The following is a 14,892-nucleotide window of genomic DNA, read 5'->3' on the forward strand; positions in this document are numbered from 1 at the left end:
CAAGAAATTTCCTCTAAATATGCTAAGTTGAATATCTGCCCCGCTCATCAAAGAGATGGGCGATGGAGAATACATGCCACCAAGACAGTCTTTAATTCATCAGCAAAATCTATGGAAAACATTTTTTGTTTTCTTATTGCCGCTTATTGCAACCAATATTTTGCAAAATCTATCTGGCACCATTAACACCATTTTTGTTGGACAGATGATGGGAGTCGATGCAATTGCCGCAGTCTCTGTCTTCTTCCCTATTTTATTTTTACTGCTGGCTTTTATTATCGGAATTTCAACAGGCACCACAGTGTTAGTAGGACAAGCATGGGGTGCACAGAATATTGAAAAAGTTCAAAGTGTGGTTGGCTCCACCCTGTTTATGACCATTATTGGGGGAATCATTACCGCGATTATTGGTGTATTTTTTGCCCATGATATTTTAGAGCTTTTAGGCACCGACCCAAAGGTCATGCATCTTTCTTTGCCTTATGTGCAATGGATGTTGGCAGGTAGCCCACTTCTATTTGTCTATATTATCTATACCTCAATTTTACGTGGTGTGGGTGACAGCACCACGCCTTTGCTGGCCCTTGCTTTAACTAGCGTAATTGGTTTGGTCATTACCCCAATTTTGCTTAAGGGTTATTTTGGCTTGCCTGCTCTGGGAATTATTGCTCCAGCGATTGCGACTATTACAGGCTATGTGGCTATCTTGATTTTTCTTGCGATTTACCTAAACAAGAAAAAACATCCGCTTCGACCGAACCGCCAGCTTTTGCAACATATCCGTCACAACCCAGAATTGAGCAAAATCATTTTACGTTTAGGTGTGCCAACCGGTATTCAAATGATTACGACCTCAATGGCGGGACTCGTGATTGTAGGTTTAGTTAACCGCTTTGGAGCGCATGCGACAGCTGCGTATGGTGCCGTAAACCAAGTACTCAACTATATTCAGTTCCCTGCTTTATCAATCTCAATTGCGGCTTCAATTTTTGCAGCACAAGCCATTGGTGCAGGTAAATCAGACCTACTCGCACGTGTTACCCGCACGGCTTTAGGTATGAACTTTTTATTTACAGGTACCTTAATTGCGCTTGGCTATCTCTTTTCAAAATACTTAATGGCTTTATTTATTACCGACCCAACCGTGGTGGTATTAGGGCAGCAGCTATTATTTATTGTACTTTGGGCAATTTTATTCTTTGGTGCAGGTGCTATTTTTGCATCCATCATGCGTGCCAGCGGAACCGTGACAGCTCCAATGTTACTCAATATCTCAGCTATTTTATTTATTGAAATTCCATGTGCTTACTGGTTTAGCTCAATATGGGGACTTAAAGGAATCTGGTTTGCCTATGCCTTGGCATTTGTCAGCCTCTGTATTGTTCAAGGCTTGTATTACCAGTTTATTTGGAAGAAAAAGAAGATCAAAGTCCTGATTTAAAAAGCTTGAACCTTATAAAAAAAGCCATCAATTGATGGCTTTTTTAATTTAAATCTTATTTCATCCATTTCGTGACAATCGTTGAAGCACGTTGGTAGCCTGTCGGGAACAAACGTTGGAATGCATCCAGAATTTTTGCGTCACTACCAATGAGTAAACGGCGTTTATTTTTCAAAACTGCGTCTAAGATTTGACGGGCTGCCTCTTCTGGTGGGGTACGTAGGAACTTATCAAAGTTTTCAATCGATTTATTTGGGTCCATACCTAAACTACTCAAGCTATCACTCATTTTTGCAGCTTTCGCAATATTGGTACGAATTCCTCCCGGATGTACGCATAACGAGCTTACACCACATTTTTCAATATCTAGCTCTTGGCGTAACGATTCGGTAAAACCACGTACCGCAAATTTAGTCGCATTATAGCCAGACTGAGTTGGCTGAGCTGTTAAACCAAATAAGCTAGAAATATTGATAATGTGACCATCTTGAGTTTGCTTAATAAACGGTAAAAATTCTTTGGTCCCGTAAACCACGCCCCAGAAGTTAATTCCAACAATCCACTCTAAATCTTCGTAGGTTGCCCCTTCTACAGTTGAGCCTAAAGCTACCCCAGCATTGTTAAAAATGAGATTAACAGAACCATGATCTTGCACGGTTTCCTGTGCCCACTGCTTTACTGCTTCGCGGTCAGAAACGTCTAACTTTTTGGTTGTTACAGTAATGTTACTGTAGGGTTTTAATAGCTCAACAGTTTTCTCTAAGCCCTTTTCATTAATGTCACTTAACGAAAGATGGCAGCCTTGTTTTGCCAAGAGAATTGCTAATTGTTGCCCAATGCCAGAACCTGCGCCCGTGATTGCAGCGACTTTGTTTTTAAAATTTTTCATTGTCCATCCTTTGTTTTTCGATTTGCACAACCGGTTCATTGCATGTGCACTTTAGACTCTTTTAATATAATTTTGACAATATTCATTGTCAATATAGTACACTGTAATTTCAGATAGATTGGCACAATTCTGCTGACCGCTTTATCATAGGCCTCATATTTGCCGAAAAACCGATAAATCAGGAAACCATTTATTTATGGCGACAAACGACTCAACCAGTAAAAAGAAAACAAAAACTGTGAGTAAAGAACGTCAGTTCAAAGGGTTATCTCTTTCTGAGCGTAAAGAAGCACGCCGTGAAAAACTCATTGAAGCGGGTATTGCGACTTATGGGACCCTTGGCTTTTTTTCAGTGACGGTAAAGGATGTCTGCCAAGAAGCAAAACTCACCGAACGCTATTTTTATGAATCTTTTAAAAAGAGTGAGGATTTATTCCAAACCATCTTTTTAAAAATGATTGAAGAGTTACAGCAAAACTTAATGCAAGCTGTGATTAAAGCTGCGCCAGATCCAGAAAAAATGGTCGATGCAGGGTTAAGAGCACTGCTGACGACTTTAAAAGAAGATCCTCGTTTAGCTCGTATCGTCTACGTTGATGCAGTTCTGGTTCAGGAATTACATAATCAGGCCACCATTCAGGAAACCCTTGCTCAGTTTGACCGTATGATCCAAGCGTTCGTTATGCTGACCATGCCACAAATACAGCATAAGGAAAATGAGCTTTCTTTAATTGCAACAGGGCTAAACGGATATGTTACGCAAATTGCAATTCGATGGGTCATGGGTGGCTTTGAGCAGTCTCTTGAACAAGTTTTGACAGCCTGCCGTATTGTTTTCTTGTCTTTATTGGCACAAGTTTCAAAATAATATTAAAGTTTTTTGACACTACTTTAAGTCCAAAAACCTAGCTGAAAGCAAATTGGTAACACCTTGAATGGCTTTAAGAAAATTTATGCCGCCCTGTCATCATTCAGTCATGTGCTTGCCGTATTTTTGTCACAAATTATTGCTAAATTCGATTTTATAGACTTTTCTGCAATGAAATTGTCATAATTAATCTTTGTAATAAGCCTGTCATAACTACAAAACGGTTCACCGTTAAAATCTACAAGGTATTACGCTGTGAAAGATGACTATATTTTAATTGTCGATGATGAGCTTCCCATTCGTGAAATGATCCATACTTCTTTGGATATGGCAGGCTTTCAATGTTTACAGGCTGAAGATGCCAAACAGGCTCATCAAATTATCGTCGACCAACGTCCGGCGCTTATCTTGCTTGATTGGATGTTACCTGGAGGCGTAAGTGGTGTGGATTTATGCCGCCGCTTAAAACGTGATGAAAATCTAGCAGAAATTCCAGTCATTATGCTCACCGCTCGCGGAGAAGAAGACCACAAAGTACAAGGTCTAGACGCTGGCGCAGACGACTATATGACTAAGCCATTTTCAACCCGTGAACTGGTTTCTCGTATTAAAGCTGTTCTACGCCGCGCAAATGCATTAAGCGGTGAAAAAACAATTGATGCCAATGGTTTAATTCTTGATCCTGTAAGCCAACGCGTGAGCTTTGGTAACAGCATTTTAGATATGGGACCAACTGAATATCGCTTACTTGCATTTTTTATGACCCATCCGGAACGTGCATATACACGTGCCCAGTTGCTCGATCAGGTATGGGGCGGTAATGTATACATTGAAGATCGTACCATCGATGTACATATCCGTCGTTTACGTAAAGTGTTAGAACCTTTTGGTGTTGACCGATTTGTTCAAACCGTACGTGGTACAGGTTATCGTTTCTCTACACGTGCAGATTTAGCCGCAGGTTAACCAAAATTTATGTATGAACCCTACCCCGTCCCTGAACAGGTACGTGAACAAAAGCTTTCCCGTTACAGTAGTTTGTGGACGTTTGCTAAACAAGATTTACGACTTTTATTATTTTTCCTGATTATTGCAGGTTTAGTCGGTTTAGGGGTTGGGTATTTCTGGAGCTGTATTTTTATCGCCTTCGTGGTGTTTTTTGCACTCCAGTTGCGTTCTTTATATTTGGTGAATGACTGGATTGCCAACAACCCTTACGATGTTCCTCCCAACCTAAGTGGTATTTGGGGGGCATTATTATTTAATGTGTATCGTGCTCAGCGTCAGGAACGTATTGTTCAGGCCGAAATGGTGGGGCTGATTGACCGTGCTCAATCTTCTTTAGTTGCCCTCGCTGAAGCAGTAGTACTCATTGATGATCAACATCAAATTGAATGGTGGAACCCTGCCGCAGAGCGTTTATTGGGAATCAGTCCTCTCGACCGTGGTCGTAACTTATTAACCATTTTGCGCCAGCCTACTTTTATTGAATATTTTAACAATATTGATCAAGCACCAGATGGGATTAAACTCCATTCGAGTCTTGATGATGACCGCTATGTGCAGGTTAAGCTCACAAGATTTGGTGGAGAAAGTCGTTTATTGGTGGCTTACGACGTGACTCGTATGCATAACCTTGAGCAGATGCGTAAAGACTTTGTCGATAATATTTCGCATGAGCTTCGTACGCCATTAACGGTGCTGAGTGGTTATATCGAGACATTTACCGATCAGGAAGATATTAGTCCACGCTGGAAACGTGCATTTGATCAAATGCAGTCACAAACCAAGCGTATGAATGCGTTGGTCAATGACTTACTGCTGTTATCTAATTTAGAAAATAATAAGAAAATTGCAAAAAATCAGATTATTGAAATGCCGAGTTTAATGAATCAATTGTTTGATGATGCTCAGGCCTACAATGCCGATTATGGACACACGCTCAATTTACACATTGATAGCCACTGTGACCTGATTGGTTCTGATATGGAAATTGCCAGCGCATTTAGTAATCTAATTACCAATGCCATCAAGTACACACCAAAAGGCGGAACTATTACCATTGGCTGGCATGATGATGGTGAACATGCTTACTTTAGTGTGCAAGACACGGGCATTGGAATTAATCCTAAACATTTGCCACGACTGACTGAACGCTTTTATCGTGTTGATAGCGACCGTAGTCGTCAAACAGGTGGTACAGGTTTAGGCTTGGCGATTGTAAAACATGTGCTGATGCAACACGGCGCTTATTTAGATGTGCAGTCTAAAGAAAACGAAGGATCAACATTTACCGCAGTTTTTCCAAAAGAAAGACTCTATAACATGACCTAAAGTTACCCTCTCACATTTAAAAAGCCGACTCATGAAAAGTCGGCTTTTTTGTCACATTTAAATCCATTTATTTAAAATTAGAGCAATAAGATTTAGCCTGATTTTTCTCTATAACATTTAAAAAGTTGGTGGCAAAAGTGTTGCTCTGGCGCAATGCATCACGGTGATCTCCGCCATCAATTGTTTGATAAATCGCTGTTTTTTTTAATTTACATAGCTGTTGATAATAAGCAGATGTCCCTCTAGGGTCAACCAAATGATCTTTAGAACCTTGAACAATCATTAATGGCACGGTAGGCACCATATTTTCAATGGACTGTTGTTTTAAATAAGCCAAAAGAGGTTTTAAATCTGCATTAGGGCGAAATATGCTAGAAGGAGATTTCTTCAAATCAGATTGAAGTTCAGATAAACAACGACTGCGCGCTTGAGTTAGCACCGCCTTCATTTCTGCACTGACTAAATTTTCAGGAACAATGCTTGGCTCCGCTGCTTGCGCTCCCAATAACACAATCGGGAAGAAAGCTGCCACACTTGGTTCTGGGTTTGGATTAGTTTTCACATATTCTGCAATGCCTTCATATTGATAGCCGCCTGGAGCAAGTGCAATCGCTCCTTTTAAATCGAGTTCAGGAGCGTCTTTTTGACCATACGCCGCCACAGCAATAGCAGCAGCTCCGCCTTGGCTATGGCCCATTACCAACCATTGTTTATTGAAATCTTTTGGCTTAAGCATATGTAACGCCCGTACAGCATCTACTACTGTGTGCAGCTGGCTCTTTGCATTCATATAAGGATGTGCGCCTAAAGTACCCAGACCTTGATAATCAGGTGCTACTACTGCATAGCCTCGTGCAAGCCAACCATCTAACGCTTTTGAAGCAACTTCTTGGTATGAGTGAACTGGTCCACCGGCATAATCACCCGAAGGTGCACAAGTATCAGCAACTCCTGTCGTACCATGTGCCCAAGCCAGTATCGGCCAGCCATTTTTTGGTGGTGTTCCTTTCGGTAATAAAATAAACGCTGAGGCAACGATAGGCTCGCCATTCACACCTCGACTACGATAATTGATCAACAAATGCTGATCGGCATGGGGAAATAAACTCGTTACATCTTGCTGTTCTATAGACAATATTGAACCCGGTTTTTCGCTCACTATTTGCTTACTCAAATCTGTAATTGGAGCAGCCATAGCAGAACCAGACGTCAAACAAATACTGCTAAATAAAATTTTAAAAAAGGAATTACTTTTTCTAATCAAGGGATTACTCCTCTATTATTTACATTGCATCTATTTAAATAATCAATTTATAAAATATAAATTACCATAAAATTATCTATAATTTATATTCAATCTAAAAACACATTAAAACAGATTTACTGAAATTTAATAAAACTATATTTTAAAAATATTTAATATAAATACAGTTGCAAAAATTAATCCCGTTTAAATAATAAAAAATATATGCTGATATCTTCCTAATTACTACAGCGATTAAAATGTCAAAACAATATAAATTTATACCGTACCTAATTTGTCTTATTCTCGGTTCTGTATCTATCCATAGCTTTGCAGACGTACAAGTGTATGGTCCTGGTGGTCCAGCACCCGCAATGAAAGAAGCCGCCAAACAATTCACCAATAAAACGGGCATAGCAGTCCATGTGACTTCTGGACCTACTTCTCAATGGTCGGAAAAAGCGAAACAAGATGCCGATGTTATATATAGCGGTTCCGAAGCCATGATGTCTGATTTTGAAAATGCTTTTTCTGAGCAAATTATAAAAGACTCGGTAGAGCCTTTATATTTACGTCCCGCAGCCATTTTAGTGAGAAAGGGAAACCCTAAGAATATTAAAGGTTTTAAAGACCTCGCTAAACCCGGTGTTAAGGTTTTAGTTACGCATGGCGCAGGTCAAGTCGGTATGTGGGAAGATATTGCTGGCAGAACTGGAAATATTCAATTAACCAAATCTTTTCGAAAAAATATTGCCACCTATGCAGCCAATACAGGAATTGCCAAGAAAAACTGGGAAGAAAATAGCAGCTATGATGCTTGGTTAGTCTTTAATATTTGGGGAGCCAGTAACCCAGATATTGGACAAATTATACGAATTGAACCAGAGCTAGTTATTTATCGAGATACAGGTGTAGCCTTAACCAAGCATAGTTTAAAAGACACTGAAGCTAAACGTTTTGTGGATTTTCTATCGTCTCAACAAGGCAATGCTATTTTCAAAAAATATGGTTGGACTAAATAATGAAGAAGGGAGTCATACTCCCTTTTTAATTTTGAAAAGTATTAACTCTGCCTAAGCTAAAATATATTCTTTGATATTGAATATACGCCTACGGCATATAAAGTACCCAGTATTAAACAAAAGGCTGAGCTGATATACCAAAATAAATCACTATTCCCAACAAATTTTGATTTTAACCATGGAAAAGCAAAACCACGAATAAGAAACACGGCTGCAACAAGTGACAAAATAATTTCGGTAAAAGGTAATAGCTGTAGTCCTTTTGCTGCAAAGAAGGCATACATAGAACATACTGTTAGGATGATCCCCACAGCTATAGCTGTAAAATTCGGATACCAATGTCCCCTTTCGACCATCTGAACAATACTTTTCCCAGCCCCTAAAAACCGAAAACCATTTGCTCCCCAAAACACACAAATAAAATGAAGTAACGCGGCCACGAAAGTCAAAGCCGAAGCAAAATATAAACTAATGATAGGAGTTGGGGACATTTTATTCTCTTCGTGAGTATTTATAATGAGTTAAAAATTAATTTACTGGTAAACATTATATTTAAAAATATAGTTAATTATAGAAATGTAAATAAAAAAGAGAGCAAATGCTCTCTTTTTAAATCTATTGATGGGTTAAAGCGTATGGCCCATACGTTCGCCCATCACAACAACAGACTCGGCTTTAAAACGTTTTTCCCACTCGATTTTATCTTTTTCAAATAAAATAATTGCGGTAGAACCTAAATAAAAACGGCCAAGCTCAGCACCTTTCTCTAACTTCAACTGATGATGCTGTAATTCGATACGACCCGACGGTTTTACTTTACCTGTTGCTACAGTTTCAATACCTGCAACAATCATAGCGCCGACTAAAACGACAGCCATACGACCAAGCTCAGTATCAAACAAGCAAACCATACGCTCATTACGGGCAAATAAACCCGGTACATTTTCAGCAGTGACCTGATTTACTGAAAATAACTCACCCGGTACATATAAAGTTTCAGTTAATGTACCTGCAAACGGCATATGAACACGGTGATAATCACGTGGAGATAAATAAACCGTTGCAAACTCGCCTTCTTGGAAAGGTTGAGCAAGTTGTGGGTCACCAATTAATTTTTCTACAGAGAAGCTTTGGCCTTTTGCCTGAAAAACTTCGCCAGCAGTAATTTTACCAATTTGAGAAATTGCACCATCAGCAGGTGACACGATGCTATCAGCATTTTCGTCAACTAGACGTACGCCATCTTTCAATGCACGAGTAAAGAAATCATTAAAAGATTTATATTTGAGTGCATTACCTTGTTCAGCAATTGATAAATCAATGCCGTATTTGGTTTTAAATGCATGAATAACTGCAGCTTTTAATACTGGATTTTCACTTGCAGCAACTTTACCCACCACACGGCTTAACTGATGCTGAGGAACAAGATTTTGTGCCTTAATAAATAATTCTTTTTTTAAGCGAGATGTAAAACTCAAGACGGCGATTCTCCAGTAATGATAGGACTATCGAGGCGATTGCCCCATTCACTCCACGCACCATCATAGGCTTTTGCTTCCCAACCCAAAAGTCTAGCCAAAATATAGGCCAAACCAGAACGGTGATGTGACTGGCAGTATACGACTACAGGTTGTTTTAAATCGAACCCAAGTTGTTCAAGACGCTGCCGCGTGCGTTCAAGCGGATGCAATTTTAGATGATTTTGACGATTAAGTGCAGTACTCCATTCAAAATGGAGTGCATTTGGAATGTGACCACCGCGTCGAGCCGCTAAACGAACACCACTATATTCATCAATCGTCCTACAATCCCACAGTTGAATATTTTCCTGTTCAACCTGTTTGCGTAGCTCCTCATAGTTCACTCGAAATTGAGCAGCATGTGATAAATCAATCTGAATTAAGTTATCAACTCGAGGTAGTTCTTCAACCTCAGCTGTGGTGGGTAAACCTGCGCCAAGCCATGCATGAATGCCGCCATTAATTAAACTGGTGCGGGTAAATCCTAAGCAATGCAAATTCCAGATTAAACGACCAGCCCATGCCCCACCTTCATCGTCATAGACCACTACATGGTGATTTGGCGAAATATTCAATTTTTCAATGAGCGCTTGTAAACCAGCTTCATCTGGCAAAATGCCAGTGGCTTCTTCATGTTGAGCCACCAACCATTTAGGCTGTAAGTGAATGGCATGTGGAATATGGAGCTGTTCATAAACCGAGGCGCGGCTCAAATCTACAATACGGATATATTCATTGCCTAAATAAGGCACTAACTCTTCTGCTTCTATTAATAAATTGAGTTTAAAATCAGGGAGTGTCATCGTCATGGTTACTTTTTATACCAGCTTAATTTTATCTTAGCATAAGCTTATATCTATCAAACTCTGATTTTCTGCTACCGTTTAGCAAAAAATCAGATATACACATTCTTAAGCGTTAAGTGCCTGCCAAGCTGTAAAACTACATTGTAATTAAACAGCTTCTTCAAACTCTTCAATTTGGAAAACCTGACGTAAATAAGCCAAGAACGTATCATTGTCGGTCATGGTTTTTCCTGGGCTATCCGAAATTTTGGCAACCGACTGACCATTACACTCAACCAGTTTCAACACAATATTGAGCGGTGTTTGCCCCATATCATTGGTCAAATTGGTTCCAATACCAAAACTCACCTGAAAACGGTCTTTGAAGTATTGGTGCAATTCCCATGCTTTTGGCAAATTGAGACCATCACTAAAGGTCAACATTTTAGTTTTGGTATCAATTTTTAATTTACGATAGTGCGCGTAGGCTTTATCACCCCACTCATATGGGTCACCACTGTCATGACGTAAGCCATCAAACAGTTTTGCGAAATACAGGTCAAAATCTCTGAGGAAAGCGTCCATACCAACAACGTCGGTCAAAGCGATTCCCAAGTCTCCACGATATTCTTGAACCCATGTTTCTAAAGCAGCTTTTTGAAAGTCACGTAAGCGGACATCAAGCGCCTGAAACGCCTGTAGGAATTCATGTGCCATGGTTCCAATTGGCGTGATATTTAATTCTTTAGCCAGCAAAACATTACTCGTTCCACGGAACACATTTGGGACAGTTTTATGAAATGCAGCAACCACATGTTTTTGCCATTCAAAGCTATAGCGACGACGTGTACCAAAATCAGAAACTAAAAATGGAGGGTCATTCGGCTGTTGCGATTTTTCATATTGCTGAATCAATTCAAGCTTGGCTTTTAAACGGCGTTCACCTTCAGCCCAGACTTCATCTGTTTTAATACGGCTAAAATATAACTCGTTTACAATGGCTAGGACAAAAATCTCGAACATCATGGCCTGAACCATCGGCCCTTCAATACGAATATCTAGTCGGCCTTCGGCATCTATACTGGCCTGAATAAAACGTCGTTTAAGCTGGAATAGTTCTAAATAATCGACAAAGTCGCTTTTAATAAATCGTAGTTTTCTTAAATATTGTAGTTCGTCTTCTTTATATTTGAGATTACATAAATGGTCGAGTTGCTCGTTTAAGTCATCCAAAATATCCACTAATGGATAAACAGTATCTTCTAAATTTCTGCAACGAAAATGGTAGACACTATGTGTTTGCGGGAATTTATGCAAAACCACTTGTAGCATTGTAAATTTGTACAAGTCTGTATCAAGTAAAGAATGGATAATTGGAGACATAGTCAATGATTATTCGCTTGCTTCTTAGCATTAAAGCATATTTTTATAGATGAATTATGAGCTTTTATACCATTGTTGCAACTCCATGAAATTTCCTTTTAAAAATCATTTAAATTAATTTCTGCTAAACTGCATCAATTCAAATAATTGCAGAAACTCTCTCTAACAATGCGCGCTTTAATACAACGAGTTCTTGAAGCTAAAGTGGTGGTAGACGGTGAAACGACCGGTGAAATCCAGCATGGCTTATTGGTTTTTTTAGGAATTGGCCGAGACGATACTTTAGCCATAGGCCAGAAGCTCATCGATAAAATTTTGAAATATCGTATTTTTGATGATGAGCAAGGCAAAATGGGCTGGAATGTATCTCAGGCAAATGGCGGAGTCCTGCTTGTTTCTCAGTTCACGCTCATGGCTCAAACCCAAAAAGGTTTACGTCCAGACTTTGGTCCAGCTATGCCACCTAGCGACGCAAAAGCACTCTATGAACAGTTGGTGGAATATACCCGTTCACAGTTTGAAAATGTTCAAACAGGTATTTTTGCTGCTGACATGAAAGTACACCTCATTAATGATGGGCCAGTCACTTTCAATTTAGAAGTTGAAGCATAAATATAAAAAAACTCCCAATCGGGAGTTTTTTATTAGATCTTAGCGACCAGTTTTTTCTTTAATAAAAGCACGTGCTTGACGTACTTTATCTTTTACTGGTTTTGGTAATCTTGGTGGAATGAGTTTAGCTGCTTGGTTAAACCAAACGAGCAGGCTGAAATCGCCTTCCATTTTGATGCTACCGTCTTGCATACCCGTCATAAATGCAGTTGGGTCGCCTTTAAGTAAAGTTTTTACACCTTGTTCGCTATCTGCAAATTGCAAAATAAAGTCAGCTTTTTCAGGTGAGCCAGCGACTGTATCGATGTGACCATTGTTAATAATAATTTGGCGAGCAACACCTAAATCAGTACCAATTTGAATGCGGAATGCGCGGTCATGCACTAGCTCAATAAACTTAGGACTTGTACGTGCCAACTGTTTCATACGCAGTGCCAAACCTGCTACCAATAAATCTAACGGGTCTGTACTGACATCAACAAGTGGTAACTTGACTACAGGTATAGAAGAAAGTTTCATGAACATTCACGCCTATTGTATTTTTATGAAAACCTTGGGGCAAAACTCAGCAAGGGCTCCCCATTGCCTGTTTTGTGCATCGACTGATGATATTCTAATTGGCAACGCAATCTATATATGAAACGTCAACAGACCAGCCTATCGTAGCATAACTGGCTATTTTTTAATAAATGCTTTGTATAATAAAAATCATGTTTTCGTAAATAAAAAAGGCATGCTGTGCATACCTTTTTACCGTTAGATAACAATTTAATTATCGGCTAGAACATTGCTGCTGATCATCTTCATATACTGGCGTATGTTCTATATATTGGCGATTTGCCAAAGCCTTCTGTGCCTGTTTATCCTCACGTAATAAAACAAATGTGACCATTACCATCGCTAGACTTAGTGCAGTTAAATAACTATATGTGACTGGCATTTCAAAAGTGACTTGAACTCCAAAACGGACCACTTCCAATAGCCCCCAAAAAAACATCCCTGCAAGCATAAAACCAAGCCAACGACGGTAAGGAGAAAAGAAAACAGCAACAAGCGCGACAGCAATTAAGCTGAATCCGGCGATAGCGGCAAAATTCGCTGTTACCATAGAAACCTCCGTCTTAATGAAAACGTCTAAAAACATTCGGTCTGAACACCAGACCTCATTCCAAAAACAACTTTAATTCATGATTTGTGTTGAAGCTTAGAAAGCATTATGGATGTTTTTTTTTAGAAAAAAAGACCTGTTATTTGTCGATGCGACATACTTTGTCGCAACATTCTTTTGTCATTACATTTTTGTAAATTTGAAAAAGTTCTACGTCCTATATGGCATCAATTCTGGCGTGTCATTACAAAAAACTATGCTGTTTTTTTGCGTGAAAATAAGTTTTTTTCAGTTTTTTTTATTGCCTTTTTTCTGTGCACAATTCTGTCATAACTTGCTTGTTTTTATGACTATTCTGCATAAAAAAAGCGCTACTCTTGAGCAGCGCTTAATGATTGTTCAGTATTATTTAAGCACGGTTTAAATCTTTGTCATGCATACCGAGTAAATACAGTACACCATCTAAACCAACGCTTGAAATCGCCTGATTCGCATTTTGGCGAACAAGCGGTTTAGCACGATATGCTACGCCAAGTCCTGCAATCGCAAGCATTGGTAAATCATTTGCGCCATCACCGACAGCCATTGCCTGCTCTAATGAAATATCGAGTTTGTTGGCAAGCTCACGCAGCAACTCTGCTTTACGTGCGCCATCAACAATTACACCTTTTACTTCACCTGTCACAACGCCATCTTGTACGTCTAAAACATTGGCATGAACTTCATCAATGCCTAGTTTGCCTTGTAAATATTCAGCAAAATATTGGAAACCGCCTGATAAAATAGCCGTTTTATATCCAAGTGCTTTTAACGTTGAAATGAGGCGTTCTGCACCTTCGGTAATAGTTAAACGCTCAGCAATTTTAGGTAAAACAGCAGCATCAAGCCCTTTTAATAATGCAACACGGGCACGGAAGCTTTGTTGGAAATCAAGTTCGCCTTGCATTGCTCTTTCAGTAATTTCAGCAACTTGTGCGCCTACCCCTGCTTCAATCGCCAACTCATCAATCACTTCTTGCTCAATTAAGGTTGAGTCCATATCGAAGCACACTAAGCGGCGGTTACGTCGATATGCGTTGTCCTCTTGAACAGCAACATCAATATTTAATTCGCTTGAAAGAAGTAAACAAGCTGCACGCATTGCTTGTGCATCTAAAGTTGGACCACTGCTTAAACCAAACTGTACGCAAGCACGACGAGGCAATGTACTGTCTTTTTCAAGGTCTACACGGCCGGATAAACGCGTTATCGTTTCGATGTTAAAGCCTTGTGTAGACACAATTTGTGTAACTGCTTGTAAATGTGCAGCAGTCAGTTCTGGCGCTAAAGCCGTGACGATATAACGGGTTCGTCCACCTTCGCTTACCCATTGATCGTATTCTGCGCCCGAGATTGGTTTAAAGCGCACTGTTAAGCCAATATCATGTGCTAAAATCAAAATCTCTTTCATTGCCAACGCTGTCGCAGTTTCATTATCTGAAGCGACCACGATGCCCAATGTCAGTTGATTATGAATAACGGCCTGACCTACATCCAGTATTTGCAATGAATGTACGGATAGTACTTGCATTAATCGGGTAAACTGGTTTGGTTGGTCCGGTCCTAAAAAGGATATAAGAATGATTTCTCGCATGAATTGACTCTAGTCTGAGTGACAACTATTGTAAGAATCATAATCGAATTTCAA

General features: G+C 39.6%; 15 protein-coding genes. 6 read left to right on the forward strand and 9 right to left on the reverse strand.

The genetic code is table 11. The features are described from left to right. Nucleotides 1-73: 73 nt before the first annotated feature. Complete coding sequence (locus tag RMA95_RS07950; protein ID WP_311070080.1) at nucleotides 74-1,441, forward strand: MATE family efflux transporter; 1,368 nt, start codon at nucleotides 74-76, stop codon at nucleotides 1,439-1,441. A 55-nt stretch (nucleotides 1,442-1,496) separates the two neighbouring features. Here the strand turns inward: RMA95_RS07950 and RMA95_RS07955 are convergent, their stop codons facing one another. Then, nucleotides 1,497-2,330, reverse strand: coding sequence for an SDR family NAD(P)-dependent oxidoreductase (locus RMA95_RS07955; protein WP_311070081.1), 834 nt, complete (start codon nucleotides 2,328-2,330; stop codon nucleotides 1,497-1,499). Between the two features lie 196 nt (nucleotides 2,331-2,526). Here RMA95_RS07955 and RMA95_RS07960 point away from each other — a divergent pair, with 196 nt between their 5' ends. From RMA95_RS07960 to phoR, 3 genes are all read left to right on the forward strand, one after another. Further along, complete coding sequence (locus RMA95_RS07960; RefSeq protein WP_198071896.1) at nucleotides 2,527-3,198, forward strand: TetR/AcrR family transcriptional regulator; 672 nt, start codon at nucleotides 2,527-2,529, stop codon at nucleotides 3,196-3,198. Nucleotides 3,199-3,453: 255 nt separating this feature from the next. Next, entirely contained in the window at nucleotides 3,454-4,164 is a 711-nt protein-coding gene (gene phoB, locus RMA95_RS07965) for a phosphate regulon transcriptional regulator PhoB (RefSeq protein WP_000650776.1), read from the forward strand. Nucleotides 4,165-4,173: 9 nt separating this feature from the next. Beyond that, nucleotides 4,174-5,532 carry a phosphate regulon sensor histidine kinase PhoR gene (phoR, locus tag RMA95_RS07970; protein WP_263614859.1) on the forward strand — a complete coding sequence of 453 codons (1,359 nt, stop codon included), beginning with the start codon at nucleotides 4,174-4,176 and terminating at the stop codon, nucleotides 5,530-5,532. Nucleotides 5,533-5,599: 67 nt separating this feature from the next. Here phoR and RMA95_RS07975 read toward each other — a convergent pair whose 3' ends face one another. Then, a complete protein-coding gene (locus tag RMA95_RS07975) occupies nucleotides 5,600-6,796 on the reverse strand; it encodes an alpha/beta fold hydrolase (protein ID WP_311070082.1) in 1,197 nt (398 codons plus the stop codon). A 239-nt stretch (nucleotides 6,797-7,035) separates the two neighbouring features. Here RMA95_RS07975 and RMA95_RS07980 point away from each other — a divergent pair, with 239 nt between their 5' ends. Beyond that, nucleotides 7,036-7,797, forward strand: a complete 762-nt coding sequence (locus RMA95_RS07980) for an AcfC family putative adhesin (RefSeq protein ID WP_311070083.1) — start codon at nucleotides 7,036-7,038, stop codon at nucleotides 7,795-7,797. Nucleotides 7,798-7,853: 56 nt separating this feature from the next. Here RMA95_RS07980 and RMA95_RS07985 read toward each other — a convergent pair whose 3' ends face one another. The 4 genes from RMA95_RS07985 to pncB form a co-directional block, all read right to left on the reverse strand. Continuing rightward, entirely contained in the window at nucleotides 7,854-8,288 is a 435-nt protein-coding gene (locus tag RMA95_RS07985; protein ID WP_263614862.1) for a hypothetical protein, read from the reverse strand. A 135-nt stretch (nucleotides 8,289-8,423) separates the two neighbouring features. Then, on the reverse strand, nucleotides 8,424-9,275 hold the full coding sequence (gene asd, locus RMA95_RS07990; RefSeq protein ID WP_311070084.1) for an archaetidylserine decarboxylase: 852 nt from the start codon (nucleotides 9,273-9,275) through the stop codon (nucleotides 8,424-8,426). Continuing rightward, nucleotides 9,272-10,120, reverse strand: a complete 849-nt coding sequence (locus tag RMA95_RS07995; protein WP_311070139.1) for a rhodanese-like domain-containing protein — start codon at nucleotides 10,118-10,120, stop codon at nucleotides 9,272-9,274. Before RMA95_RS07995 ends, asd begins: the two co-directional genes overlap by 4 nt. A 150-nt stretch (nucleotides 10,121-10,270) precedes the next feature. Then, on the reverse strand, nucleotides 10,271-11,485 hold the full coding sequence (gene pncB, locus RMA95_RS08000) for a nicotinate phosphoribosyltransferase (protein WP_311070085.1): 1,215 nt from the start codon (nucleotides 11,483-11,485) through the stop codon (nucleotides 10,271-10,273). A gap of 168 nt (nucleotides 11,486-11,653) precedes the next feature. Between pncB and dtd the strand changes: the two genes are divergently transcribed. Further along, entirely contained in the window at nucleotides 11,654-12,097 is a 444-nt protein-coding gene (gene dtd / locus RMA95_RS08005) for a D-aminoacyl-tRNA deacylase (protein WP_005109240.1), read from the forward strand. 39 nt (nucleotides 12,098-12,136) lie between these two features. Here dtd and RMA95_RS08010 read toward each other — a convergent pair whose 3' ends face one another. The 3 genes from RMA95_RS08010 to serB all read right to left on the reverse strand — a co-directional run bounded on the left by RMA95_RS08010 (nucleotide 12,137) and on the right by serB (nucleotide 14,838). Beyond that, nucleotides 12,137-12,616, reverse strand: coding sequence for an SCP-2 sterol transfer family protein (locus RMA95_RS08010; protein ID WP_263614865.1), 480 nt, complete (start codon nucleotides 12,614-12,616; stop codon nucleotides 12,137-12,139). Nucleotides 12,617-12,869: 253 nt separating this feature from the next. Continuing rightward, nucleotides 12,870-13,205, reverse strand: coding sequence for a ciprofloxacin tolerance protein AciT (gene aciT / locus RMA95_RS08015; RefSeq protein ID WP_004704819.1), 336 nt, complete (start codon nucleotides 13,203-13,205; stop codon nucleotides 12,870-12,872). 409 nt (nucleotides 13,206-13,614) lie between these two features. Further along, nucleotides 13,615-14,838, reverse strand: a complete 1,224-nt coding sequence (gene serB / locus RMA95_RS08020) for a phosphoserine phosphatase SerB (protein ID WP_200027011.1) — start codon at nucleotides 14,836-14,838, stop codon at nucleotides 13,615-13,617. Nucleotides 14,839-14,892: the final 54 nt, after the last annotated feature.

The organism is Acinetobacter sp. V110_1, from assembly GCF_031798975.1.
Lineage (GTDB): Bacteria > Pseudomonadota > Gammaproteobacteria > Pseudomonadales > Moraxellaceae > Acinetobacter > Acinetobacter nosocomialis_A.

Bases quoted from the DNA above. Each gene is read 5' to 3' on its own strand.
- RMA95_RS07995 (WP_311070139.1), bottom strand. From the start codon at position 10,120: ATGACACTCCCTGATTTTAAACTCAATTTATTAATAGAAGCAGAAGAG.
- RMA95_RS07960 (WP_198071896.1), top strand. From the start codon at position 2,527: ATGGCGACAAACGACTCAACCAGTAAAAAGAAAACAAAAACTGTGAGT.
- RMA95_RS07980 (WP_311070083.1), top strand. From the start codon at position 7,036: ATGTCAAAACAATATAAATTTATACCGTACCTAATTTGTCTTATTCTC.
- RMA95_RS07955 (WP_311070081.1), bottom strand. From the start codon at position 2,330: ATGAAAAATTTTAAAAACAAAGTCGCTGCAATCACGGGCGCAGGTTCT.
- pncB (WP_311070085.1), bottom strand. From the start codon at position 11,485: ATGTCTCCAATTATCCATTCTTTACTTGATACAGACTTGTACAAATTT.
- RMA95_RS07985 (WP_263614862.1), bottom strand. From the start codon at position 8,288: ATGTCCCCAACTCCTATCATTAGTTTATATTTTGCTTCGGCTTTGACT.
- dtd (WP_005109240.1), top strand. From the start codon at position 11,654: ATGCGCGCTTTAATACAACGAGTTCTTGAAGCTAAAGTGGTGGTAGAC.
- phoR (WP_263614859.1), top strand. From the start codon at position 4,174: ATGTATGAACCCTACCCCGTCCCTGAACAGGTACGTGAACAAAAGCTT.
- RMA95_RS07950 (WP_311070080.1), top strand. From the start codon at position 74: ATGCCACCAAGACAGTCTTTAATTCATCAGCAAAATCTATGGAAAACA.
- RMA95_RS08010 (WP_263614865.1), bottom strand. From the start codon at position 12,616: ATGAAACTTTCTTCTATACCTGTAGTCAAGTTACCACTTGTTGATGTC.
- aciT (WP_004704819.1), bottom strand. From the start codon at position 13,205: ATGGTAACAGCGAATTTTGCCGCTATCGCCGGATTCAGCTTAATTGCT.
- serB (WP_200027011.1), bottom strand. From the start codon at position 14,838: ATGCGAGAAATCATTCTTATATCCTTTTTAGGACCGGACCAACCAAAC.